Origin of the sequence: Nitrobacter vulgaris (assembly GCF_002028545.1) — a bacterium.
GTDB classification, from domain to species: Bacteria; Pseudomonadota; Alphaproteobacteria; order Rhizobiales; family Xanthobacteraceae; genus Nitrobacter; species Nitrobacter vulgaris.
In genome coordinates this window covers 70,538-92,006 of the sequence record NZ_MWPQ01000010.1, presented here as the reverse complement: position 1 = coordinate 92,006, position 21,469 = coordinate 70,538, and the positions used below count along the sequence as shown (strand labels likewise).

The window sequence follows — 21,469 nt, the reverse complement described above, 5'->3', positions numbered from 1 at the left end:
GGGCCCTATCGGGAACGCCATTTCAAAGGAGAATCGTATTGAAGCTTAGAGCTTAGGCAAATTTTAAGCCGCAGGGCATAGGTTTGTCGGTGAGTTCAATGGTTTAGAGTTTGTGAGTACGCCATGACAGAACCGCACCGCCCGAGGGTGAAATACGTCATAGGACCCGACGGCAGTCCACTAACGATTGCGGATTTGCCGGCACCAGGAACCAAGCGCTGGGTCATTCGCCGAAAGGCCGAAGTCGTCGCCGCGGTACGTGGCGGACTCCTCTCGCTTGAGGAAGCTTGCAGCCGCTACACGCTAACTGTCGATGAATTCCTGTCGTGGCAGTTTTCGATCGACCAGCACGGCTTGGCCGGGTTGCGCACCACCCGTATTCAACAATATCGCCAATAAAAGAGCTTCTTCAGGATAGTTCGAACCCAAACCGGCATTCATTCGGATGCCGGTTTTTTACTGTTTGCAATTTCGTCACGGGTCTTAACCACCATTAACCATATCGAAACCATACCATAGGCAATATTTGCCGAGTCGGCCTTTCCAGGCCGAGTCTGAGGGGCTGGTTCGTTGCAAGGTCTGCTGGCATTTCTGAAAGGCCTGGGAGCATCCCGGCTGATGGCGATGGTCGCGGTCACCGCCGTGCTGATCGGTTTCTTCGCGTTCGTCATCATACGCGTCACGACGCCGCAGATGACGACCCTCTTCACCGATCTCAGCGTTGAGGACTCCTCCGGCATCATCAAGGATCTCGAACGTCAGGCAATTCCCTACGAGCTTCGTAACGACGGCGCCGTGATCATGGTGCCGAAGGACAAGGTCACGCGGCTGCGGATGAAGCTCGCCGAGGCGGGGCTGCCCAAGGGTGGCGGTGTCGGCTATGAGATTTTCGACAAATCGGATGCGCTTGGGACGACCAGCTTCGTCCAGAACATCAATCGTCTGCGCGCACTGGAAGGCGAACTCGCACGCACCATCCGCGCGATCGACCGCATTCAGGACGCCCGCGTCCATCTGGTGCTGCCCGAGCGGCCACTCTTTACGCGCGAAGCGCCTCAGCCCTCGGCTTCGATCGTGGTGCGTGTCCGCGGCGGCCTTGAACCGCAACAGATACGCGCTATCCGCCATCTTGTCGCCTCGGCCGTCAACGGACTGAAGCCGCAGCGGGTCTCCATCGTAGACGAATCCGGCCAGTTACTTGCCGACGGGTCGGCGACCGATGCCGACGGCGTAACCGGAGACGAGCGACGCAACGCCTTCGAAAACCGGATGCGTCATCAGGTCGAGGCAATCGTATCGTCAGTAGTTGGAAGTGGCCGTGCCCGCGTCGAGCTCTCCGCCGACTTCGATTACAACAAGATCACCCAGACCTCGGACAAGTTCGATCCGGAAGGCCGAGTGCTGCGATCCAGCCAGACCCGCGAGGAGTCCTCCACCACCGCGGAGAACAACGGCCAGGTCACGGTCAACAACGAACTGCCCGGCAATCAGCCATCGGACAATCCGAACCCGGCGCGCGACCAGAGCAAGAAGAGCGAAGAAACCAACAATTACGAGATTTCCCGCACCACCAAGACCGAGGTGACCGAGGTCGGCCGCGTTAACCGCATTTCGGTCGCCGTTCTCGTCGACGGCACCTATGCCAAGAATGAACAGGGTCAGACGGTCTACGCGGAACGCAGCAAGGAGCAGCTCGACCGCATCGCCACGTTGGTGCGCTCGGCTATCGGTTTCGACCAGAAGCGCGGCGATCAGGTCGAGGTCGTCAACCTCAAATTCGCCGAGCCACCCGCTGTCGTGCCGCTCAGTGAGCCGGCAGGATTGCTGGGAATGATCGCATTGACGAAGGACGACGTGATGTACGTCGTCGAACTTGCTGTCATGGCGCTGCTTGGCCTCGTGGTGGTGTTCATGGTGATCCGCCCGCTGGTCAAGCGGATCCTGGCCTCGGAGCCGGCCGCGGCCAGCGCGCAACCGGCCGCGCTCCCGGTCCCGGCCGACGCCAGCGCTCACCCAGCAGAACCAGGGCAGAATCTCATTCCCGGCAGCAACGCCACCGCGCAATTGATCGACGTGGCCCAGGTGCAGGGGCAAGTCCACGCCCAGTCGGTGCACCGGGTCGGCGAACTGGCCGAGCGCAACCCGGCCGAGACTGCGTCCATCATCCGTCAATGGCTTGCCGAACCAGCATAATCTGACATGTCAGTACCGCAAACCACGACCAACCCAAACGCCAACGACATCAACAGCGTCGTCGCCACGCTTGCGAGCCGGCAAAGCGCCCGTCCCAAGTCCAAGCCGATGAGTGGGCCAAAACGGGCGGCGGTGATGATGTTGGCGCTGGGCGAACAGTACGGCGGCAAGGTCTGGGCCATGCTGGACGATGACGAGGTGCGTGACCTGTCGCTGGCAATGTCCACCCTCGGCACGGTCGAGGCCGACGTGGTTGAGGATCTGCTACTCGAATTCGTCTCGCGGATGTCGGCGTCGGGCGCGCTCATGGGCAATTTCGATGCAACCGAGCGGCTTCTGACTCAATATCTCCCCGCCGAGCGAGTGACCGGAATCATGGATGAAATCCGGGGCCCTGCCGGTCGCAACATGTGGGAAAAGCTGTCAAACGTTCAGGAGGAAGTTCTCGCGAACTATCTCAAGAACGAATATCCGCAAACCATCGCAGTGGTGCTGTCGAAGCTGAAGCCCGAACATGCCGCACGGGTGCTGGCCATCCTCCCCGAGGACATGGCGTTCGATGTCGTCGGTCGCATGCTCAAGATGGAAGCGGTGCAGAAGGAAGTGATCGAGCGCGTCGAGCAGACGCTCCGCAGCGAATTCATGTCCAACCTGTCGCAGACCCACCGCCGCGACGCCCACGAGGTGATGGCGGAAATCTTCAACAATTTCGACCGTCAGACAGAGACCCGCTTTATCACCTCGCTGGAAGAGGATAACCGCGAGTCCGCCGAACGCATCAAGGCGCTGATGTTCACGTTCGACGATCTCGTGAAGCTCGATGCGGGTTCGGCACAGACCCTGATGCGCCACGTCGACAAGGACAAGCTCGGTATTGCGCTGAAGAGCGCCAACGAAGAGGTTCGCGCCTTCTTCATGGGCAACATGTCATCCCGTGCCGCGAAGATGCTGATGGACGACATGGCGGCGCTTGGGCCGGTCCGGCTGCGCGACGTCGACGAAGCACAGGCGCTGCTGGTCAATCTCGCCAAGGACCTTGCTGCCAAGGGCGAAATCATGCTGTCGAAAAACCGCGCCGACGACGAGCTGGTGTACTGATGAACGGTCCGGCAAAATTTCTGTTCGATACGGACTTCTCGGCTCCGCATAAATCCCGGGAGCGGGCGCCTACGGCTCTGGAAATCGCGCAGCAGATCGCGGCCGCGGAGGCCACGGCCTATAAAAAGGGCTTCGAGGCTGCGCAGCGCGAAGCCAAGGTGCAGTGCGATCACCGCGTGGCGCTGGCGATCGAGGGCAGCGCCGCGGGTATCAAGGAAATCGCCCAACGTTTCGCGGGCGTCGAAATGCGAATGGAGACCGAGGCGGTCGATGTCGCCATCGCGGTCGCGCGCAAACTGTGCAGCGAATTGATCGCAGCCGAGCAATCGGCGGAAATCATCGCGCTAGTCCGCGACTGTTTCCGGCACCTGGTGGCCACGCCGCATCTCGTGGTCCGGATCAACGATCAACTCTACGACGCAGTACGCAGTCAGATCGAGTGTATGGCGAAACAGAGCGGGTTCGCCGGACAACTCGTCATTCTCGCCGAGCCCGATGTCGCGACCGGCGACTGCAAGATCGAATGGGCCGACGGAGGGATCGTGCTGGAACGGGCGGCCATAGACGCCAAGATCGACGAACTGGTGCGCGGCTACATGACGACACGCAAATCGAACGGCACTCCCTGAGATGGTAGCGAACAATGAGCGATAACGACACCCAGGTTCCGCTTCCCGACCTCAACGCCGCCGATGCGCCGACGATCGACGACGTTGGATACAGCGAGGACGAGCAGGTCTCGCGGGTCGCCTCCGACCTTGAGGCCGTGTTCGACGTTCCGGTGCAGGTGTCCGCCGTGCTCGGCCGCTCCAAGATGGACGTCGGCGCGCTGCTCAAGCTCGGGCCCGGCAGCGTTCTGGAACTCGATCGTCGTGTCGGTGAGGCCATCGATATCTACGTCAATAACCGGCTCGTGGCGCGGGGCGAGGTGGTTCTCGTGGAGGACAAGCTCGGCGTGACCATGACCGAAATCATCAAGGCCGAGAAAGCCTGACCGCCAGCGCTGCGAGCGCTGGATACATAACAGGAGCAGATCCATGCGGCTTCTCATTGTTGGCACATTGAAGGGCCAGCTCACAACCGCCACCAAGATCGCCATGGATAATGGCGCCTCCGTCACCCACGCGGCCGGCAACGAACAGGCAATGGCCGTGCTTCGCGGCGGCAAGGGCGCTGATCTCCTGCTGATGGATGTCGGTCTCGATATCCGCGACCTCGTGATTCGACTCGAGGCGGAACATATTCATGTCCCGATCGTGGCCTGCGGCATCATCAGCGATGCGCGCGCGGCGGTCGCGGCGATCCACGCCGGGGCCAAGGAATACATCCCGCTGCCGCCGGACCCGGAACTGATCGCTGCGGTAATCGCCGCGGTGGCAAACGATTCCCGCGATCTCGTTTATCGCGACGAGGCGATGGCCAGGATCATCAAGCTGGCGCAGCAGATCGCAGGCTCCGACGCCTCGGTCATGATCACCGGCGAATCCGGGACTGGCAAAGAGGTATTGGCGCGCTATGTGCACGCGCGCTCGAACCGAGCCAGACGACCATTCATCTCGATCAACTGCGCGGCGATCCCGGAGCATCTGCTGGAATCCGAACTGTTCGGCCATGAGAAAGGCGCGTTCACCGGGGCTATCGCGCGCCGGATCGGCAAATTTGAGGAGGCCAGCGGCGGCACGCTGTTGCTCGACGAAATATCCGAAATGGACGTCCGGCTGCAGTCCAAGCTGCTGCGCGCCATCCAGGAACGCGTGATTGACCGGGTCGGCGGCACCCGGCCGGTGCCGGTGGATATCCGCATCATCGCCACCTCCAACCGCAACCTTGCGGACTCGGTGCGGCAGGGCACCTTCCGCGAGGATCTGCTGTTTCGTCTCAATGTCGTCAACCTGAAGATACCGTCCCTGCGCGAGCGTCCCGCGGACATTCTCGAACTCGCGCAGCATTTCGCCAAAAAATATGCTGCGGCCAACGGCGTGCCGGTACGTCCGATTTCGGCGGACGCGCAGCGCGTGCTGACCGCCAACCGCTGGCAGGGCAATGTCCGCGAGCTGGAAAACACCATCCACCGCGCGGTGCTGATGGCCAGTGGCGACGAAATCGGCGCCGACGCGATCCTGACGCCGGAAGGCGACCGTCTTGATCTCGCCAAGACGGCGCCGGCCGTGGCCCATGCCACGCTCGCCGCCGAGCAGGTGACACGTGCGCTGGTCGGCCGTACCGTCGCCAACGTCGAGCGCGACCTGATCCTTGAAACGCTGAAGCACTGCCTCGGCAACCGGACCCATGCCGCCAACATCCTTGGCATCTCGATCCGCACCCTGCGCAACAAGCTGAATGAATACGCCGACGATGGCGTCGCCATCACGCCTCCCGGCAACGGCGATCATCGCGCATTCGTCGCAACGGCCTGACAACCCGATTCACCGCGCGGGCAATGCGTCTTGCGCTCGCTCCGCGAATGGTTAGCTTTCGAAGATCGAGTCGCGGCATCGTTCGCCGACTTCCTTAGTCTTCGAGATCATGGCCTCCTTCACGCCGCATCAGGATACAGCGCTGAAAGCCGTCGCCGATTGGCTCAAAGCCAAACCCGGCAAGAACGGCACGCCTCCGGTATTTCGCCTGTTCGGCTTTGCCGGAACCGGCAAGACCACGCTGGCGCGTCACATCGCTGACGGCGTCGATGGAGAGGTCAAATTCGCGGCCTTCACCGGCAAGGCCGCGCTGGTGATGCGCAACAAGGGCTGCGACGGCGCATCAACGATTCATTCGCTGATCTACCGCGCCCGCGAATCCGGCGAGGAGCAGCCGAGCTTCGAGCTATGGGACGATGCGCCCGCCTCCAAGGCCAAGCTCATCGTGATCGATGAATGCTCCATGGTCGACGCGGAACTCGGCCGCGATCTGATGTCGTTCGACTGTCCGCTGCTGGTGCTGGGCGATCCCGCGCAACTGCCGCCGATTCAGGGTGCCGGCTTCTTCACCAATGCCGAGCCGGATGCGATGCTGACCGAGGTTCATCGTCAGGCCCAGGACGACCCGATCGTACGGATGTCGATGGACGTGCGCGAGGGTCGCGAACTCGACATCGGCAGCTACGGCGAAAGCGAGGTGGTGTCGCGCGGCGATCTCGATCCGGCACGCGTGATGGATGCCGGCCAGGTGTTGGTCGGGCGCAACAACACCCGCCGTTCCTACAACATGCGATTTCGGCAACGGCAGAACATCGAGGATCCGCTGCCGGTGGCGGGCGACAAGCTGGTCTGCCTGCGCAACAACCGCAAGAAGGCACTCTTTAACGGCGGACTATGGCGCGTGAAATCGCGCGCCACCTCAAAGTCAAAGATCATCACGATGCGTCTGTCGCCCGACGAGGAATTTGCACACAAGGTGACAAAAGTCTCGGTGCGACAGGACTGTTTCGCCGGAGGCGTCGAGGATATTCCGTGGGAACAGCGTAAACCTTACGACGAGTTCGACTATGGCTATGTCCTGACGGTGCATAAGTCGCAGGGTTCGCAGTGGGACGACGTGGTCCTGTTTGACGAAAGCTTCGCATTTCAGGACAGCCGCGCGCGATGGCTCTACACGGGCATCACCCGCGCTGCAAAGCGACTGAGCGTCGTGGTGTAATGATCAATCCGGGACACGAAGCAGGACAGCTTCACCGCGAAGCATCACCAATGAGATTTACCTTGATATGAGCAAATCCACACAAACAGGTCAGCTTGCCATTATATGGTCATCGAACTAAAAAATGAACCATGAAGCGGCCATCGAGCACTAATCGTACGATGATCGTCACATGAATTACGGCCGCTCGCGGCAATCTGATGCCGCGCTGATTTGTGACGCCTTAAATATCTGACACTTTGAATAAATAGAACAAATGTCTTTGGCCAATATTCCCACCGTTGAGGAGCTTAAATGATGCGATCGAAAATCCTGTTGACGGCGCTGTTTGCCGGTTCCGTTGCACTCACATTTTCCGTTCCGGCGACCTCAGCACCGCTCATGGCTCAGTCCAACATGAGCAAGGCTGCCCCGTCCTCAATCGAGACCGTTCAGTATTATCGTCGCGGATATTATGGTCCTGGTTACGGCTACGGCTACGGCTACGGCAATGGAGCCGGAGCGTTGATCGGCGGTCTGGCGGCTGGCGCCATTGTCGGCGGCGCGATTGCGGCCGGTCAGGCCAATGCGGCCGCGGCGGCGCAACAGAACGTGGCCTATTGCGCGCAGCGCTTCCGTTCCTACGATCCGGCATCCGGAACGTATCTTGGCACCGATGGATACCGTCATCCCTGTCCGTAACACCGGAATTCGATCGCGCGGTGAGAGCATGATCCCGAAAAGTGGGAACCGGTTTTCGGACAAGATCATGCTCAGTCGAAAAAAATAAAGCAGAGTCTGATTCAACGCCGTTGAATCAGACTCTCGAGCCTTTCCGCTTCTGACGAAATCAGAAGCGGGGCTTCATAGTTTTGATCTGACGCGTTTTCTTCACGCGCCCGGTATCAATCCTCGGGTCAAGCCCGAGGGGCGTGCTTCGCTCAAGAACACTATATCACCGCCTACATCGGACCATTTGCCGCGGAGCCAGTTGGCTCCGCGTTTTGCCGTGCAGATAACTCTGAAGTCGTGGTTCAGACGTTCGCACTCGATCGAGCCGGCCGATCGGTCGCAGCAAGAGCCCGGTCCAGATCGGCGATCAAGTCGGCGGCATCCTCCAGGCCGATCGAAAGCCGTATGAGACCGCTGGTGATGCCGGCGGCCTCGCGCGCTTCCTCCGACATTCCGGCATGGGTCATCGTGGCTGGATGAGCCACCAGGCTCTCGGTGCCACCGAGCGACTCCGCAAAGCTGAAAAGCCGCACGGCCTCGACGAAGCGACCAACCTCCACCTCGCCTCCTCTCAACTCGAAGCTGAGCATCGCGCCAAAGCCGGATTGCTGCGCTTTAGCAACAGCATGACCCGGATGCGAGGGTAATCCCGGATAGTGGCATGCCGCGACAAGGGGGTGTGAGACAAGAAACTCAGCAACCGCTTGCGCGTTGCGTTGCTGACACTCCACGCGCGGAAATAGCGTACGGACCCCGCGAAGCGCCAGATAAGAATCAAACGGCGCCCCCGTCGTGCCAACGATATTGGCCCAGGTCGTTAAGGCTTCGGCATCGCCGGGATCGGCTGCGATCACTGCGCCGCCGACCATGTCCGAGTGGCCATTGAGATATTTCGTCGTCGAGTGAACGGCGAAATCGGCGCCCAGCGCGATCGGTCGCTGCAGCGCCGGCGACAGGAAGGTATTGTCAACAGCCACCTTGGCACCGACCGTCCTTGCCTGCGCGACGATCGCCCGGATGTCGACGATGCGCATCAAGGGGTTGCTCGGGGTCTCGATCAGGATGAGCTTGGGTTTGTCCTTCAAGGCAGATGTCAGCGCCGCCTGGTCGTTCTGATCAACAAAGGCCACCTTGAAGTGACCACGGTCGCGGCGGTTCAGAAGCAGGCGATGAGTGCCGCCGTAACAATCATGCGGCACAACCACAATGTCATCGCGTGAGAGTTGCGACAGCACCAGATCGATCGCGGCCATGCCCGACGACACCACCACCGCTCCCGCGCCGCCCTCGAGTTTGGCAAGAGTGTCGGCCAGCAGCGTCCGGGTGGGGTTACTGGTACGGGTGTAATCGTGCGTACCTTTGCGCCCAAATCCTGGCCAAGTGAAAGTGCTCGACAGACAGATCGGCGGCGTCACCGCTCCGAAAGTATCTTCCGCCGCGATGCCGTTTGCAGCCGCGACCGTTCTCGGATTCATAGATTCGGACATGACGTTCGTGAACTTTCAATAAAAATGCGAGGGCCGGCACGATCCCGTCCGGGATATCGCGCCGGTCAGCCGTTTGCAAATTTAAGGGACTTCTTCCGGAACACAACGATCCTGGGAAGCCAACGCGATTCGCGTTGCACAATCCCAAGGAGCTTGCGCGTATGGAACGCGACGCGTTCTGTTCTCGCTTTGAACAAAAACTCAGGCGCAACCGACCTAATCGTTGAAAAACCGCCCTTCCTTCACCTCTGCGACATAGCCGGCGCGAATAGCGAAGTCGCCGAAGTGTTCGCCGGGTTTGCGGTCGCGGGAATAGTGACCGAGCGTCTTATCGAGCGCTTCGAGGATCGCGGGCTCGCCGACATTCTCCAGATACATCTTGTTGAGCCGCTCGCCATGGAAGCCGCCGCCGAGATAGAGATTGTACTTGCCTGGCGCGCGTCCAGTGAGGCCGATCTCGGCGATGTAGGGGCGCGCGCAGCCATTCGGGCACCCGGTCATCCGAATGGTGATCGGATCGTCCTTGAGACCATAAGTGCCAAGGATAGCCTCGATCTTGGTCACGAGATCCGGCAGGTAACGCTCGCTTTCGGCCATCGCCAGACCACATGTCGGCAGCGCGACGCAGGCCATCGAGTTGAGGCGCAAGCCGCTACGGGTCTCGAATTGATCGAGACCATATTCCTTCATCAGCGCTTCGATCTCGGGCCGATCCTCAGGAGCGATATCGGCAATGATGAGATTCTGGTTCGGCGTGACGCGGAACATACCCTTGTGGACCTGCGCAATAGCGCGCAAGCCATCCATCATCGGATAGTTCGGCGTGTTGATGACGCGGCCGTTCTGGATGTAGAGGACGCAATGCTCGCGACCGTCCTCGCCTTTGACCCAGCCGAGCGGATCACCGTTCGAGGTGAAGGTGTAGGGCTGCTCAGGCTTGAAGGCGAAGCCGAGACGACGCTCGGCTTCCGCCTTGATCCAGTCGAGGCCCTTTTCGTCGATGGTGTATTTGAAACGAGCATGCAAGCGGTCGAGACGGTCGCCGTAATCGCGCTGGACCGACATCACCGCATCGATCGTGGGAAACAGCTTGTCCGCGTCGATATAGCCGATCACGCTGGCAAGGCGCGGATAGGTCTTTGGCGATTGATCGGTCCGGCCAAGGCCACCTCCGATGGCGACGTTGAAACCCTTCAGCTTGCCGCGGTGCGCGATGGCGATGAAGCCAAGGTCCTGGCCGTAGACGTCGATATCGTTGCTGGGCGGGATCGCAAACCCGATCTTGAACTTCCGGGGCATGTAGGTGCGCCCGTAGAACGGTTCCTCGGGAGCGTCCGTTTCCTCGCGCTCGGCACCGTACCAGATTTCCTTGTAGGCGCCCGTCCTGTGAACCGCATGGTCGCTAGCCTGCTTGGCAAGCGCATAAATTTCGGCGTGCAGTTTCGACAGATCAGGATTGACGGTGCTCATGACGCCGCGGGTATCGTCTCCGCAGGCCGCCTTGGTGTCGAGAAGGACGTCGCGTAGTCCCTGCATAAGGGTGCGCAGGTCGTGCTTCATCACGCGATGAAACTGGAACGTCTGGCGCGTGGTCAGCCGTAGCGTATCGCCGGCGTAGTTGCGCGCAAGATCGTCGAGCTTCAGCCATTGACCGGGCGTGCAGACCCCGCCCGGCAGACGTACGCGCGCCATGAACGAGAACGCCGATTCCAATTTCTGACGCCGGCGCTCGTCACGAATGTCGCGGTCATCCTGCTGATAGATGCCGAAGAACTTCATCAGCTTGGCGTCGCTTGCCGTCACCGCCGACGTGATCTCGTCGGCGAGGCTCTGCTTGATCGTGCCCCGCAGATAGTCGCTGTTGGCTTTCAGCGTCTCGTCAGGCCCGAGCTTATCAAGCGGCTGCGAGACATCGCGGCTGCGATCGGGTTGTGTTTTTGCGTCCACCAAACTGGCCTCAATACTCAATAAACGTCGAGCCGATAACGGCGATCACGTTGCAGCGCCGAGAGATAAGCGCCCGCCTCGTCGCGATCGAGGCCGCCATGCTCGGCAACGATATCGGTCAACGCCGCGTGGACATCAGGCGCCATGTGGGCGCTATCGCCGCAGACGTAGAGGTATGCGCCTTCCTCGAGCCACGCGTAAACATCACGGCCCTGGCGGCGCAGACGATCCTGCACATAGGTTTTTGGCGCGGCGTCCCGCGAGAACGCCAGATCGAGACGACTTAGCACGCCATTCTTGATCAAGTCCTGCCACTCGACCTGATAAAGAAAGTCGCTGCGGAAATTGCGCTCGCCGAAAAACAGCCATGAGCGGCCAGACGCGCCGCGGGCTTCACGCTCCTGCATGAAGGCGCGGTACGGTGCGACGCCGGTGCCGGCGCCGATCATCAGGATCGGCACATCGTCGTCCGGCAGATGGAAGTGATCGTTGGACTGAATATAGACGGGAATCGTGGCATCCGCCTCGGTGCGCGCGGCGAGATAGCCGGATGCAACGCCAGTGCGCGGAACGCCGTGCAGCATGTATCGCACCGCGCTGACGGTAAGATGCGCCTCGTCCGGGGCGGCGGCAAGGCTCGAGGCGATCGAGTAGAGGCGCGGCTGCAACGGCCGAAGGCCTGCGACAAATTGTGCGGCATCGATGCCTGGCGCCGGAAACCGGTTAACGACATCGAAAATGTGATGGTTGTGCTGGAAGGCGGCGCGCGCCTCTTTTTGATCGGGCGCGCGCAATGCCTGCAGTTCATCGGAGCCCGTGATGTCGGCCCAATGATCGAGAAAGCGCGGAGTGAGCGCCGTGATCTCGAACGTTCCGCTCAGCGCCTCGCCGAGGCTTATCGTGTCTTGCTTCACCGTGACAGGAGCGTCGGCGGACAGCGATAATTTCTCAAGTGTGGCCTCTACGAGCGCTGGATCGTTACGCGGCACGACACCCAGCGCATCGCCCGGCTGATAGGTCAAACCCGAGTCCGCAAGCGACAATTCGATATGGCGGGTTTCCTTGGACGATCCGCGCCCGGTCAGCACGATGTTGTCGATAACGGCGGCCTGAAACGGATGCTTCTTGTCGAATGCCGTGGACGACGGCGCATCGCTCCGCGTCGTAGCCGCCGACGCTGAGACAGGCGCTTGCGCTGCCGGTGCGAGATTGGCGACGGCCGATGCAATCCAGGCGTCTGCAGCGTCCTCGTAATCGACATCGCAGTCGACGCGATCAGTCAAGCGTTGCGCGCCTAATTCCTCGAGCCGCCGGTCGACCCGCTTGCCTGCCTCGCAGTATTTTTCGTAGGTCGAATCGCCCAGCGCCAGTACCGCATAGCGCAGCTGCGGCAACTTCGGCGCCTTGCGGCTTTCCAGAAATTCGAAGAAACCGACGGCGGTCTGCGGCGCATCGCCCTCGCCGTGCGTACTGGTGATGACGAGCAGATCCTGTTCGTCCTTGAGACCGCGCGTCTTGTAATCCGCCATATCGGCGAGACGCGCCTGGATTCCTTTGGCCGTAGCCTTGTCGACGAGCGCTTTGGCGAGCGTCTTGCAGTTTCCGGTCTCGCTTGCGAACAGGACGGTCAGGAGCCGCGTCGCGAAGGTGGCGGTGGGGCCGCTCTGCGAAGGAGGTGCAAGCTCCGCGACTTCCGCTGTCGCATCGCCAGTTCGCGCCCGATGGCTGAGGCCTGCAAAATAACCGCTGATCCAGATCGCCTGTTCATGACTGAGAGACGTCGCGAGCTGGTTGACCTGCGTCCACTGATCCGTCGTGAGTGCTGAACCTGGAAATTCCAATTTTGTCATCGCAAGCTAACCTCGGGAGCGAACTGCCGGCCGCCGCAATTAAGGCTTCACAGGTCGGATCGAGACGCTGCGCGAAACGGATACATTTTCGCGTCAGTTTCGACAATTCGGACCCTTGAATAGGGTTAGTTTGACAGAGAAAACAATGCGTTATTGAAAAAAAGAATAATACCCTTCGGTGAGTGGCAGCAGCGAAACGATTATTTCATCCGCTCGGCCTTTTTTAGCATTGCATGGGGAGCATTTATGGGATTCGCGCCGGCATCATGTGGATCACACCGGTCCTAGCCGGTCCTACACGTGTAAGGCGTTTCGGGCGATAACTCGGGCGAGTACTCCGGAAGCGTGCGCGACCATCGTCAGCGTGAGCGATCTTCTCCGGAATGAAAACCGATGCAGGACCGGGTCGATCCCACTCGCGTTAGCGTCATCGACCAACAAACATAAGGAATCGACGGTCGCGTAACCGGCCGGCGGCAATGTCCAATCCTCCCTGCGATGCAGGGAGGATTGACACGTGTCTCAGTGCAGCTTGCGCCTGGGCATCGGCCGCTCGAACTGCTCGATATTGGCGGCCAGCGGCGCCTCGCCATTGAAGGTAAGTACGCCGTCTTTGACCGAAATCGCGACATGGTCACCGTCGTGTATGGTGCCCGCCAGGATCATTTCAGCCAGCGGGTCCTGCACGCTGCGCTGGATCACGCGCTTGAGCGGCCGCGCGCCGTAGGCAGGATCCCAGCCTTTCTCGGCCAGTCGGTCGCGTGCCGCGGTGTCGAGATCGAGCACGATCTTGCGATCTTCCAGCAGCTTTTGCAGCCTTGAGAACTGAATTTCGACGATCCGGCCCATCTCGCGCTTTTGCAATCGATGGAACAGAATGATCTCGTCGACGCGATTGAGGAATTCAGGACGGAAATGCGCGCGCACCATCTCCATCACCTGCTCGCGCACCGCACCGGTATCTTCCCCTTCCGGCTGATTGACCAGGAATTCCGAGCCGAGATTCGATGTCATGATGATCAGCGTGTTGCGGAAATCCACCGTGCGGCCCTGTCCGTCGGTCAAGCGACCATCGTCGAGCACCTGCAGCAGCACATTGAATACGTCCGGGTGCGCCTTCTCGATCTCATCGAACAGCACGACCTGATATGGACGCCGTCGCACCGCTTCAGTGAGCGCGCCACCCTCGTCGTAACCGACATAGCCGGGAGGCGCACCGATCAGCCGCGCCACCGAGTGCTTCTCCATGTATTCGGACATGTCGATGCGAACCATCGCGGTCTCGTTGTCGAACAGGTAGGCGGCAAGCGCCTTGGTCAGTTCGGTCTTGCCGACGCCGGTGGGCCCCAAGAACATGAACGAGCCCATCGGCCGGTGGGGATCCTGCAGGCCCGCGCGAGCACGACGAACCGCAGTTGCGACCGCGCGCACGGCCTCGGACTGCCCGACGACCCGGGCCGCAAGACTTTCTTCCATGCGCAGCAGCTTTTCCTTCTCGCCCTCGAGCATCTTGTCGACGGGGACGCCGGTCCAGCGCGACACCACCTGAGCGATACTGTCCGGCGTCACCGTCTCGTTCATCATCGTACTGTCTTCGCCGGCTTCGATGGTCGTGAGACGTTTTTCGAGCTCCGGAATCCGTCCATAGGCCAGTTCGCCGGCTTTCTGGTATTCGCCGCGTCGTTGCGCGTTGGCGAGCTCAATTCGCGCCTGATCGAGTTCGCTCTTGAGCTTCGCGGCGTCAGACAGCTTGTTCTTCTCGGTGTTCCAACGCGAGGTCAGATCCACCGATTGTTTTTCCAGACCAACCAACTCTTTCTCGAGATTTGCGAGGCGCGTCCTGGAGCCGAGATCGTTCTCCTTCTTCAACGCTTCCTGCTCGATTTTCCGCCGCACGATCTCGCGGTCGAGCGAATCGAGTTCTTCCGGCTTGGAATCGACCTGCATCTTCAGCCGCGCTGCCGCTTCGTCGACAAGGTCAATCGCCTTGTCGGGCAGGAAGCGGTCGGTGATATAACGGTTGGACAGCGTGGCGGCAGCAACGAGTGCGCTGTCGGCGATACGGACGCCGTGATGCTGCTCATACTTGTCCTTGAGGCCGCGCAGGATCGAGACGGTGTCCTCGACCGTCGGCTCAGACACGAAGATCGGCTGAAAACGCCGCGCCAGCGCCGCATCCTTTTCGACATGCTTGCGGTACTCGTCCAGCGTGGTTGCTCCAACGCAATGCAACTCACCGCGCGCCAGCGCGGGTTTCAACAGGTTCGACGCATCCATGGCGCCGTCAGCCTTGCCGGCGCCGATCAGCGTGTGCATTTCGTCGATGAACAAAACGATACCGCCGTCCGCCGACGTGACTTCCTGCAACACCGCCTTGAGCCGTTCCTCGAACTCGCCGCGGTATTTCGCGCCCGCGATCAGCGATCCGAGGTCGAGCGCGAGCAGCTTCTTGTCCTTGAGGCTTTCCGGCACGTCGCCGTTGACGATGCGCAGCGCCAGGCCTTCCGCAATCGCGGTCTTGCCGACGCCCGGCTCGCCGATCAGCACCGGATTGTTCTTGGTGCGCCGTGACAACACCTGAATGGTGCGACGGATTTCCTCGTCACGGCCAATCACTGGATCGAGCTTGCCATCGCGCGCCGCCTGGGTCAGGTCGCGGGCGTATTTCTTCAGCGCGTCATAGGCGTTTTCCGCCGTGGCGCTATCCGCAGTCCGCCCCTTGCGCAGCGCATTGATCACTGCGTTAAGGTTCTGCGGCGTGACGCCGCCGTCCTTCAGCAATTTGAACGCGTCGCTGTCCTTGTCGAGCGACAGCGCCTGCAACAGCCGTTCCACCGTGACAAAGCTATCGCCGGCCTTTTCGGCCGCCTGTTCCGCGGCATCGAGCGCGCGCGCCGTGGCCGGCGCCAGATAGATCTGGCCCGCTCCGGCGCCCGACACCTTCGGCATTCTGTTGAGCTCGGCTTCGGTGGCTTTCAGGATCGCGCGCGAATTTCCGCCGGCGCGATCAATCAGGCTTCCCGCCAAGCCTTCGCTGTCGTCGAGCAGCACCTTCAAAATGTGCAGCGGCGTAAACTGCTGGTGGCCTTCACGCATCGCCAACGACTGGGCCGACTGGATGAACCCGCGCACCCGCTCGGTATATTTTTCAACGTTCATGGAAATCTCCCTCGGCCTGCCGCCTTCGCCCCGAAGGCACGAAAGCAGCATCCTCATTGGGGTTCCGCCGCCGCATTGACATTCCTCAACCGGCAGCGGTCGACGCCGGATCGTTCCGGCGGTAACAAATGTAGGAATACGCTCCCAGGAAATGAAGGGGCATGGTTCGGAGATTCGAAGCCGATGGCAAGGCTCGCAGGAATCTTTTAAAGAACACCATGTCCGAAATTTCCAATGCAGCCGTTACCGCCCTTTACCGCTATCCCGTCAAAGGTCTGTCCGCCGAACCTTTGCAACACGCGATGCTTACCCCCGGCGAGACCGTTTCTGGCGACCGCAGCTATGCGATCGAGAACGGTCCGACCGGATTCGACCCTGCCGTGCCTCGGTACTTCCCAAAATCCAGGTTTTTGATGCTGATGCGCGACGAGCGGCTCGCTACGCTCCACAGCCGTTATGACGACACCAGCCGAGTTTTGACAATCCGGACTGGCGGCAAGGAGGCGGTGCGCGCCGACCTCGGAACAGCCGAGGGCCGCGCCGCGGTCGAACGGTTCTTCGCCGCCAACTTCTCGCAGGAACTGAGGGGACCGCCCCAGATTCTCGTCGGCAACGGACACAGCTTTTCGGACGTCGCAAGGAAAGTGGTTTCGATCATCAATCTCGAGAGTGTCGCCGCGATCGAAAAAATGGTGGGGCAGCCGGTTCACCCGCTACGCTTCCGCGCCAACCTGTACGTCCGATGCTGGCCGGCCTGGAGCGAACTCGACTTGCTGGAGCGCACACTCGCGATCGGCGACATCCGGCTCAAGGTGGTCAAGCGCATCGTCCGATGCACCGCCACCAACGTCGACCCGGAGACCGCGGCACGCGATCTCGACATTCCGCGCACGCTGATGCGAACGCTGGGGCATTGCGATTGTGGGGTTTATGCGGAAGTCGTCACCGGCGGCACGATCAGGATCGACGATAAAGTCGAAACGCTTCCGGAATCGCTCGCGTAAACGAGAGACCGCGATTCTTCCTTCCACTCCTGCTCCGCCGCAGGAGAGGCCGCAGGGACGACGTCCGTGCGGAGCGCGGGAGCCCGTCGAAACGTGCCCCCGCCGGTCCTCGTTCACTGCGAAACCCTCTCCTTTGCAGGAGAGGGCGAAACGGCATCATATGCCTCAGTTCGGCACGACGTAGGCGTAGATGCGGCCGCGCGGATAGACCGACTCCGCGACGCGATGGCCGTGATTGCCCGAGACGATAATGGGATTACCACGCCGATCGATACCGCTGACGACGCCGACATGACCGCCGCCGCGTCGGCCCATGACGGCGATGGCGCCGACCTGTGGGCCGGAGACTCGCCGCCCGTAATGCGCGAATGAACGCGCCATGTCGGAGCCCGTCCCCTGGTGTCCAGCGCGCTTCAGAACCATGTTCATGAACCGCGCGCACCAGAGCCGGCTACGACCGGTGGGGTTACCTCCGATGTAGCGCCTGGCTTCCGCAACAACATTCGAGACCAAGCCTCCGCCTGAAAATCCCGTCCCCGGAGTCAAGGCGGCGTTGGCGTCCCTCCACTCACGCGCATGAAATCGCCGCGTGTAGCGGTATCTGTGATGACGATAATGCCGGTGAACGTGATGATGGTGTTTATAGTGAACGTGCGCGTAATGTCCCGCACGATAGTAAGGTCTAGCCGAGGCCGGTATCGCAAAAGCGACCACGGCCAAGAAACACACCGCCAGTGCCAAAATACGCGGCAACCAGCGCAACGCAACTAACTGGAACATACTTGCTCCCCTGTGACACCTCCCACTTCCCCACACGCGTCACGGTGAACTCCGCTCTTATGTCGTGCCGAGAAAACGCGGGCCTTAAAATCACGGGGGGCAGGCTTTTTGAAGTCATACCTGCATTGCGCGTAGCGCATATCTGCGGTGCAATACGCCTTTGGTAGAATGCGGTATTTTTCCAAATTGATGTTTTAAAAAGGTATTTTGCGATAGGCGTAAGTTACCAAGCCCATTTATTAAGACGCCAGGTACTGGCCACGTTGCGCCGCAAACCGGTTCCACGAGCCCTGGAGCGCGTGGAACTCGATCCATTCAGGAGCTCGATCGATCCATCATCACGAACGCGATCGACCCAAATTTTGAGCGGAGTGGACGAAAAGTACCTTTACTCGTCCTTTGCCGAAGCCTGAGCGATCTTCTCCGCCCGGCTAAGCAGAAACACTCCCTGCTCCCCGAACATATTCCAAAACCACCAGGGCGCGTTGAACCGCAGCGGCCGGCCGTAAAGATTGAGCGCGACCGCACGCTCGATCTTGACGTTGATCTCGTCGCAGAGCTGGACGAAATCCTTGATGGTACAGAAATGGATATTCGGGGTATCGTACCATGTCGCCGGCAGGTTGTCCGTGCGCGGCATATGGCCGCCGATCAGAAGCTGAACACGCATCTTCCAGTAGCCGAAATTCGGAAACGAAACGACAGCATGCCGGCCGATCCGTAGCAGATTTTCCAGCACTGTTTTCGGCTGCCGTGTGGCCTGCAAGGTCTGCGACAGGATGACGTAGTCGAAGGCATCGTCGGGATAGTTGATAAGGTCGGTATCGGCGTCGCCCTGCACCACTGCAAGACCCTTGGCCACGCAACGATTGACGCCCTCCCGCGACAGCTCGATGCCGCGGCCATCGATGCCCCGCGTCTCGAGCAGTTGCAAAAGATCGCCGTCGCCACAACCGACGTCCAGAACCTTTGAACCTGGCTTGATCATCTCCGCCAACAGGAGATGATCACTGCGATAACGGTCGCCCGCCCGCGGAGCGACCTCATCTAACGGCAGGGCCGGCTGCTCCACACTCATCTCATTGCCCTGCATCGGCCACGCCGCGGGTCTTTCCCGCAGATTCCAGGAACGCACGCGCGATATCGAAGAACTCGGGAACGTCGAGCAGGAAGGCATCATGGCCGCGATCGGTCTCGATCTCCGCGAACGAGACCCGCGCACCGCCGGCATTGAGGGCATGCACGGTCGCCCGCGATTCGGAGGTCGGAAACAACCAGTCGCTGGTGAACGAGACCACGCAGAACCGGGTGTGGGTATCGCGAAACGCGGCGGCCAACACGCCGTCATGATCGGCCGCCACATCAAAATAGTCCATCGCTCGCGTGAGATAGAGATAGCTGTTGGCATCAAAGCGCTCAACGAATGACGATCCCTGGTGGCGCAGATAGCTTTCGACCTGGAAATCCGCGTCGAACGAAAATGTCGGCAACTCGCGATCTTGCATCCGCCGTCCGAACTTGCGATGCAGCGCCGCGTCCGACAGATAAGTAATGTGTGCGGCCATCCGCGCCACGCCCAGGCCCCGGTGGGGATGGGTGCCTTGCTCGACATAGCGGCCGTCGCGCCAGTCGGGATCAGCCATCACCGCTTGCCGTCCCAATTCGTGAAACGCAATGTTCTGCGCGGAGTGACGCGTGCTGCAGGCGATCGGCAGCGCTGAGAACACGCGCTTCGGATAGGCCGCACACCACTGCAGCACCTGCATGCCGCCCATGGAGCCACCGACCACCGAAAACAGCGTGTCGATTTCGAGGCGGTCGATCAGCATGGCCTGCGCGCGCACCATGTCAGGGATGGTGATGACCGGGAAGTCCAGGCCCCACACCTTGCCGGTCGCGGGATTGATCGAGGCGGGACCCGTCGAGCCCATACAGCCCCCGATCACGTTGGAGCAGATAATGAAATACTTCTCGGTATCGAGCGGTTTGCCGGGTCCCACCAGGGTCACCCACCAGCCTGGTTTTCCGGTGAGCGGATGAAGGTTAGCCACATGCTGGTCCCCGGTGAGGGCATGGCAAACCAGGATGGCATTGGATTTTGCAGTATTGAGTTTACCATAGGTCTGATAGGCAATCTGGAACGGCGCGAGATCGATGCCGCAATCGAGCGGAAGCGGTTGATCGCTTCCGAAGATCGCGACCTGCGACGTGGGATGATCTGCTTCCTGGGCTCGATACTCGGCTTGAGCCGGCCCCGGTATCGATTGCACGTTTGCCATCCTGCACTGCCCCCGCCGGGGCTTCGGGAAACCACCGGACCGCAGGCCATAAAAAACCCGGCCCGAACTTGGGTTCGGCCGGGATCAGGATTTCGCTGTCCCCGGCCTGTTTAGCGAGTTGTTTAACGTGGCTGCAAGCCGGCCGGCTCAAATGACCACGGAACGGACGAAAAATAGTCCGCTGCATGCTTTTCGTCAAGATAAGCAGATCGGTTGCTGCCGGCCCATGATCACGACCGGGGCCAGAGCGTTTTCGAGCGAAGTGAATACCGGTTCGCGTAAAGAAAACGCATCACATCAAACCGTAGAGCCACGTTTCTGCCTCTGTAAGAAGCGTGGCTCTATGGTCGCTTCCAACATTCGCAAGAAGGCTCGCTGAAACGGGATGCGAATGTTAGAACCGGACCGCGGCCGACGCTCCTTCCTGCGGCCGACAGGTTGCATCCATGACGAAAATCTCCCCCGCGCCTCCATCTCTGCAAGACTTACGCAAAGAGATCGACGCCATCGACGAGCAGGTTCACAACCTGCTGATGCAGCGCGGCGACATCATTGACCGCCTGATATCGGTGAAGCAGACCCAGGAGGTCGGCTCGGCATTCCGGCCGGCGCGCGAGGCTGACATGATGCGGCGTCTGGCGCAGCGCCATCGCGGCATCCTGCCGCTCGACACCGTCGAAAGCATCTGGCGCGTCATCATCGCAACCTTCACCTACGTTCAGGCGCCCTTCTCGCTGCACGCCGATCTCTCACTCGGCGAATCCGCGATGCGGGATTCCGCGCGCTTCCATTTTGGCTTCACCATCCCCTTCGTGCCGCACTTCAATGCGCAAGCCGCTGTGGAAGCCGTGGCGAATGCGAAAGGCGACCTCGCGCTCGTCTCGGCGACCTCGAGCCGCGCGCCATGGTGGCTTGCACTGGAAGCCGACGGCGCGCCAAAGATCATCGCCCGCCTGCCCTTCATCGAGCGCGCCGATCATCCGGCCGCGCTGCCGGTGTTCGTGATCTCACGAGTCGCCGACGATGCGCGGGTCACGGAAGTGGAGACCTGGAGCGTGCGCGTCTCCGGCTGGAATGCCAATACCGCCCGCACACTGTCGCCGCTCGCCGAGATCGTTGCAGTGCCCGATGGCGCCTTCGACGGCGCCGCGCTGCTGGTGTCCATCACGGACGGCACCAGCCTCGACACCATCAAATCGGCGCTAATCGAAGCCGGCGCGTCGGTCCGTTCAATGGCTCTCGTCGGCAGTCACGCAACGCGCTATACGATGCCTTCCAGCAGGGCGGCTCGTCCGTAACGTCTCGCTACAGCGTTTTCCAGCGAA

17 protein-coding genes and 1 riboswitch are annotated in these 21,469 nt (G+C 60.7%); of the genes, 10 read left to right on the top strand and 7 right to left on the bottom strand.

What is annotated here, in order from left to right:
• Nucleotides 1-123 precede the first annotated feature (123 nt).
• The 8 genes from sciP (at nucleotide 124) to B2M20_RS03700 (ending at nucleotide 7,608) form a co-directional block, all read left to right on the top strand.
• On the top strand, nucleotides 124-399 hold the full coding sequence (gene sciP, locus B2M20_RS03735) for a CtrA inhibitor SciP (RefSeq protein WP_002714638.1): 276 nt from the start codon (nucleotides 124-126) through the stop codon (nucleotides 397-399).
• A gap of 171 nt (nucleotides 400-570) precedes the next feature.
• Nucleotides 571-2,193, top strand: a complete 1,623-nt coding sequence (gene fliF / locus B2M20_RS03730; protein WP_079445744.1) for a flagellar basal-body MS-ring/collar protein FliF — start codon at nucleotides 571-573, stop codon at nucleotides 2,191-2,193.
• A 6-nt stretch (nucleotides 2,194-2,199) separates the two neighbouring features.
• Complete coding sequence (gene fliG, locus B2M20_RS03725; RefSeq protein WP_079445743.1) at nucleotides 2,200-3,291, top strand: flagellar motor switch protein FliG; 1,092 nt, start codon at nucleotides 2,200-2,202, stop codon at nucleotides 3,289-3,291.
• On the top strand, nucleotides 3,291-3,920 hold the full coding sequence (locus tag B2M20_RS03720; RefSeq protein ID WP_079445742.1) for a FliH/SctL family protein: 630 nt from the start codon (nucleotides 3,291-3,293) through the stop codon (nucleotides 3,918-3,920). Before fliG ends, B2M20_RS03720 begins: the two co-directional genes overlap by 1 nt.
• Nucleotides 3,921-3,934: 14 nt before the next feature.
• On the top strand, nucleotides 3,935-4,285 hold the full coding sequence (gene fliN, locus B2M20_RS03715; protein WP_079445741.1) for a flagellar motor switch protein FliN: 351 nt from the start codon (nucleotides 3,935-3,937) through the stop codon (nucleotides 4,283-4,285).
• Between the two features lie 43 nt (nucleotides 4,286-4,328).
• On the top strand, nucleotides 4,329-5,708 hold the full coding sequence (gene flbD, locus B2M20_RS03710; RefSeq protein WP_079445740.1) for a sigma-54-dependent transcriptional regulator FlbD: 1,380 nt from the start codon (nucleotides 4,329-4,331) through the stop codon (nucleotides 5,706-5,708).
• Between the two features lie 109 nt (nucleotides 5,709-5,817).
• Nucleotides 5,818-6,927, top strand: a complete 1,110-nt coding sequence (locus tag B2M20_RS03705; RefSeq protein ID WP_079445739.1) for an ATP-dependent DNA helicase — start codon at nucleotides 5,818-5,820, stop codon at nucleotides 6,925-6,927.
• A 294-nt stretch (nucleotides 6,928-7,221) separates the two neighbouring features.
• Nucleotides 7,222-7,608 carry a BA14K family protein gene (locus B2M20_RS03700; RefSeq protein WP_079445738.1) on the top strand — a complete coding sequence of 129 codons (387 nt, stop codon included), beginning with the start codon at nucleotides 7,222-7,224 and terminating at the stop codon, nucleotides 7,606-7,608.
• A gap of 332 nt (nucleotides 7,609-7,940) precedes the next feature.
• On the opposite strand, the gene metB is transcribed toward B2M20_RS03700, so the two are convergent.
• The 4 genes from metB to clpB all read right to left on the bottom strand — a co-directional run bounded on the left by metB (nucleotide 7,941) and on the right by clpB (nucleotide 16,081).
• Complete coding sequence (gene metB, locus B2M20_RS03695; protein WP_079445737.1) at nucleotides 7,941-9,125, bottom strand: cystathionine gamma-synthase; 1,185 nt, start codon at nucleotides 9,123-9,125, stop codon at nucleotides 7,941-7,943.
• A 216-nt stretch (nucleotides 9,126-9,341) separates the two neighbouring features.
• On the bottom strand, nucleotides 9,342-11,072 hold the full coding sequence (locus B2M20_RS03690) for an NADPH-dependent assimilatory sulfite reductase hemoprotein subunit (protein ID WP_079445790.1): 1,731 nt from the start codon (nucleotides 11,070-11,072) through the stop codon (nucleotides 9,342-9,344).
• Between the two features lie 17 nt (nucleotides 11,073-11,089).
• Nucleotides 11,090-12,922 (bottom strand): assimilatory sulfite reductase (NADPH) flavoprotein subunit, encoded by a 1,833-nt coding sequence (locus B2M20_RS03685; protein ID WP_079445736.1) that lies wholly within the window; start codon nucleotides 12,920-12,922, stop codon nucleotides 11,090-11,092.
• A 522-nt stretch (nucleotides 12,923-13,444) separates the two neighbouring features.
• On the bottom strand, nucleotides 13,445-16,081 hold the full coding sequence (gene clpB, locus B2M20_RS03680; protein ID WP_079445735.1) for an ATP-dependent chaperone ClpB: 2,637 nt from the start codon (nucleotides 16,079-16,081) through the stop codon (nucleotides 13,445-13,447).
• A 218-nt stretch (nucleotides 16,082-16,299) separates the two neighbouring features.
• Between clpB and B2M20_RS03675 the strand changes: the two genes are divergently transcribed.
• Complete coding sequence (locus tag B2M20_RS03675; RefSeq protein WP_079445789.1) at nucleotides 16,300-17,085, top strand: MOSC domain-containing protein; 786 nt, start codon at nucleotides 16,300-16,302, stop codon at nucleotides 17,083-17,085.
• A 165-nt stretch (nucleotides 17,086-17,250) separates the two neighbouring features.
• Here the strand turns inward: B2M20_RS03675 and B2M20_RS03670 are convergent, their stop codons facing one another.
• The 3 genes from B2M20_RS03670 to metX form a co-directional block, all read right to left on the bottom strand.
• On the bottom strand, nucleotides 17,251-17,865 hold the full coding sequence (locus B2M20_RS03670; RefSeq protein WP_079445734.1) for a TIGR02594 family protein: 615 nt from the start codon (nucleotides 17,863-17,865) through the stop codon (nucleotides 17,251-17,253).
• Nucleotides 17,866-18,253: 388 nt separating this feature from the next.
• The gene (gene metW, locus B2M20_RS03665; RefSeq protein ID WP_079445788.1) at nucleotides 18,254-18,943 is read right to left on the bottom strand and encodes a methionine biosynthesis protein MetW; all 690 of its coding nucleotides are present in this window, start codon (nucleotides 18,941-18,943) and stop codon (nucleotides 18,254-18,256) included.
• A gap of 1 nt (nucleotide 18,944) precedes the next feature.
• Nucleotides 18,945-20,144 carry a homoserine O-acetyltransferase MetX gene (gene metX / locus B2M20_RS03660; protein ID WP_079445733.1) on the bottom strand — a complete coding sequence of 400 codons (1,200 nt, stop codon included), beginning with the start codon at nucleotides 20,142-20,144 and terminating at the stop codon, nucleotides 18,945-18,947.
• An 89-nt stretch (nucleotides 20,145-20,233) separates the two neighbouring features.
• A riboswitch (SAM riboswitch) is annotated at nucleotides 20,234-20,313 on the bottom strand.
• Nucleotides 20,314-20,590: 277 nt separating this feature from the next.
• Here metX and B2M20_RS03655 point away from each other — a divergent pair.
• Nucleotides 20,591-21,442: a chorismate mutase gene (locus B2M20_RS03655; protein ID WP_079445732.1), complete on the top strand. Its 852-nt coding sequence runs from the start codon at nucleotides 20,591-20,593 to the stop codon at nucleotides 21,440-21,442.
• The last annotated feature ends 27 nt before the right edge of the window (nucleotides 21,443-21,469 follow it).

Bases quoted from the DNA above. Each gene is read 5' to 3' on its own strand.
- sciP (WP_002714638.1), top strand. From the start codon at position 124: ATGACAGAACCGCACCGCCCGAGGGTGAAATACGTCATAGGACCCGAC.
- fliG (WP_079445743.1), top strand. From the start codon at position 2,200: ATGTCAGTACCGCAAACCACGACCAACCCAAACGCCAACGACATCAAC.
- B2M20_RS03720 (WP_079445742.1), top strand. From the start codon at position 3,291: ATGAACGGTCCGGCAAAATTTCTGTTCGATACGGACTTCTCGGCTCCG.
- fliN (WP_079445741.1), top strand. From the start codon at position 3,935: ATGAGCGATAACGACACCCAGGTTCCGCTTCCCGACCTCAACGCCGCC.
- flbD (WP_079445740.1), top strand. From the start codon at position 4,329: ATGCGGCTTCTCATTGTTGGCACATTGAAGGGCCAGCTCACAACCGCC.
- B2M20_RS03705 (WP_079445739.1), top strand. From the start codon at position 5,818: ATGGCCTCCTTCACGCCGCATCAGGATACAGCGCTGAAAGCCGTCGCC.
- B2M20_RS03700 (WP_079445738.1), top strand. From the start codon at position 7,222: ATGATGCGATCGAAAATCCTGTTGACGGCGCTGTTTGCCGGTTCCGTT.
- metB (WP_079445737.1), bottom strand. From the start codon at position 9,125: ATGTCCGAATCTATGAATCCGAGAACGGTCGCGGCTGCAAACGGCATC.
- B2M20_RS03685 (WP_079445736.1), bottom strand. From the start codon at position 12,922: ATGACAAAATTGGAATTTCCAGGTTCAGCACTCACGACGGATCAGTGG.
- clpB (WP_079445735.1), bottom strand. From the start codon at position 16,081: ATGAACGTTGAAAAATATACCGAGCGGGTGCGCGGGTTCATCCAGTCG.
- B2M20_RS03675 (WP_079445789.1), top strand. From the start codon at position 16,300: ATGTCCGAAATTTCCAATGCAGCCGTTACCGCCCTTTACCGCTATCCC.
- B2M20_RS03670 (WP_079445734.1), bottom strand. From the start codon at position 17,865: ATGTTCCAGTTAGTTGCGTTGCGCTGGTTGCCGCGTATTTTGGCACTG.
- metW (WP_079445788.1), bottom strand. From the start codon at position 18,943: ATGAGTGTGGAGCAGCCGGCCCTGCCGTTAGATGAGGTCGCTCCGCGG.
- metX (WP_079445733.1), bottom strand. From the start codon at position 20,144: ATGGCAAACGTGCAATCGATACCGGGGCCGGCTCAAGCCGAGTATCGA.
- B2M20_RS03655 (WP_079445732.1), top strand. From the start codon at position 20,591: ATGACGAAAATCTCCCCCGCGCCTCCATCTCTGCAAGACTTACGCAAA.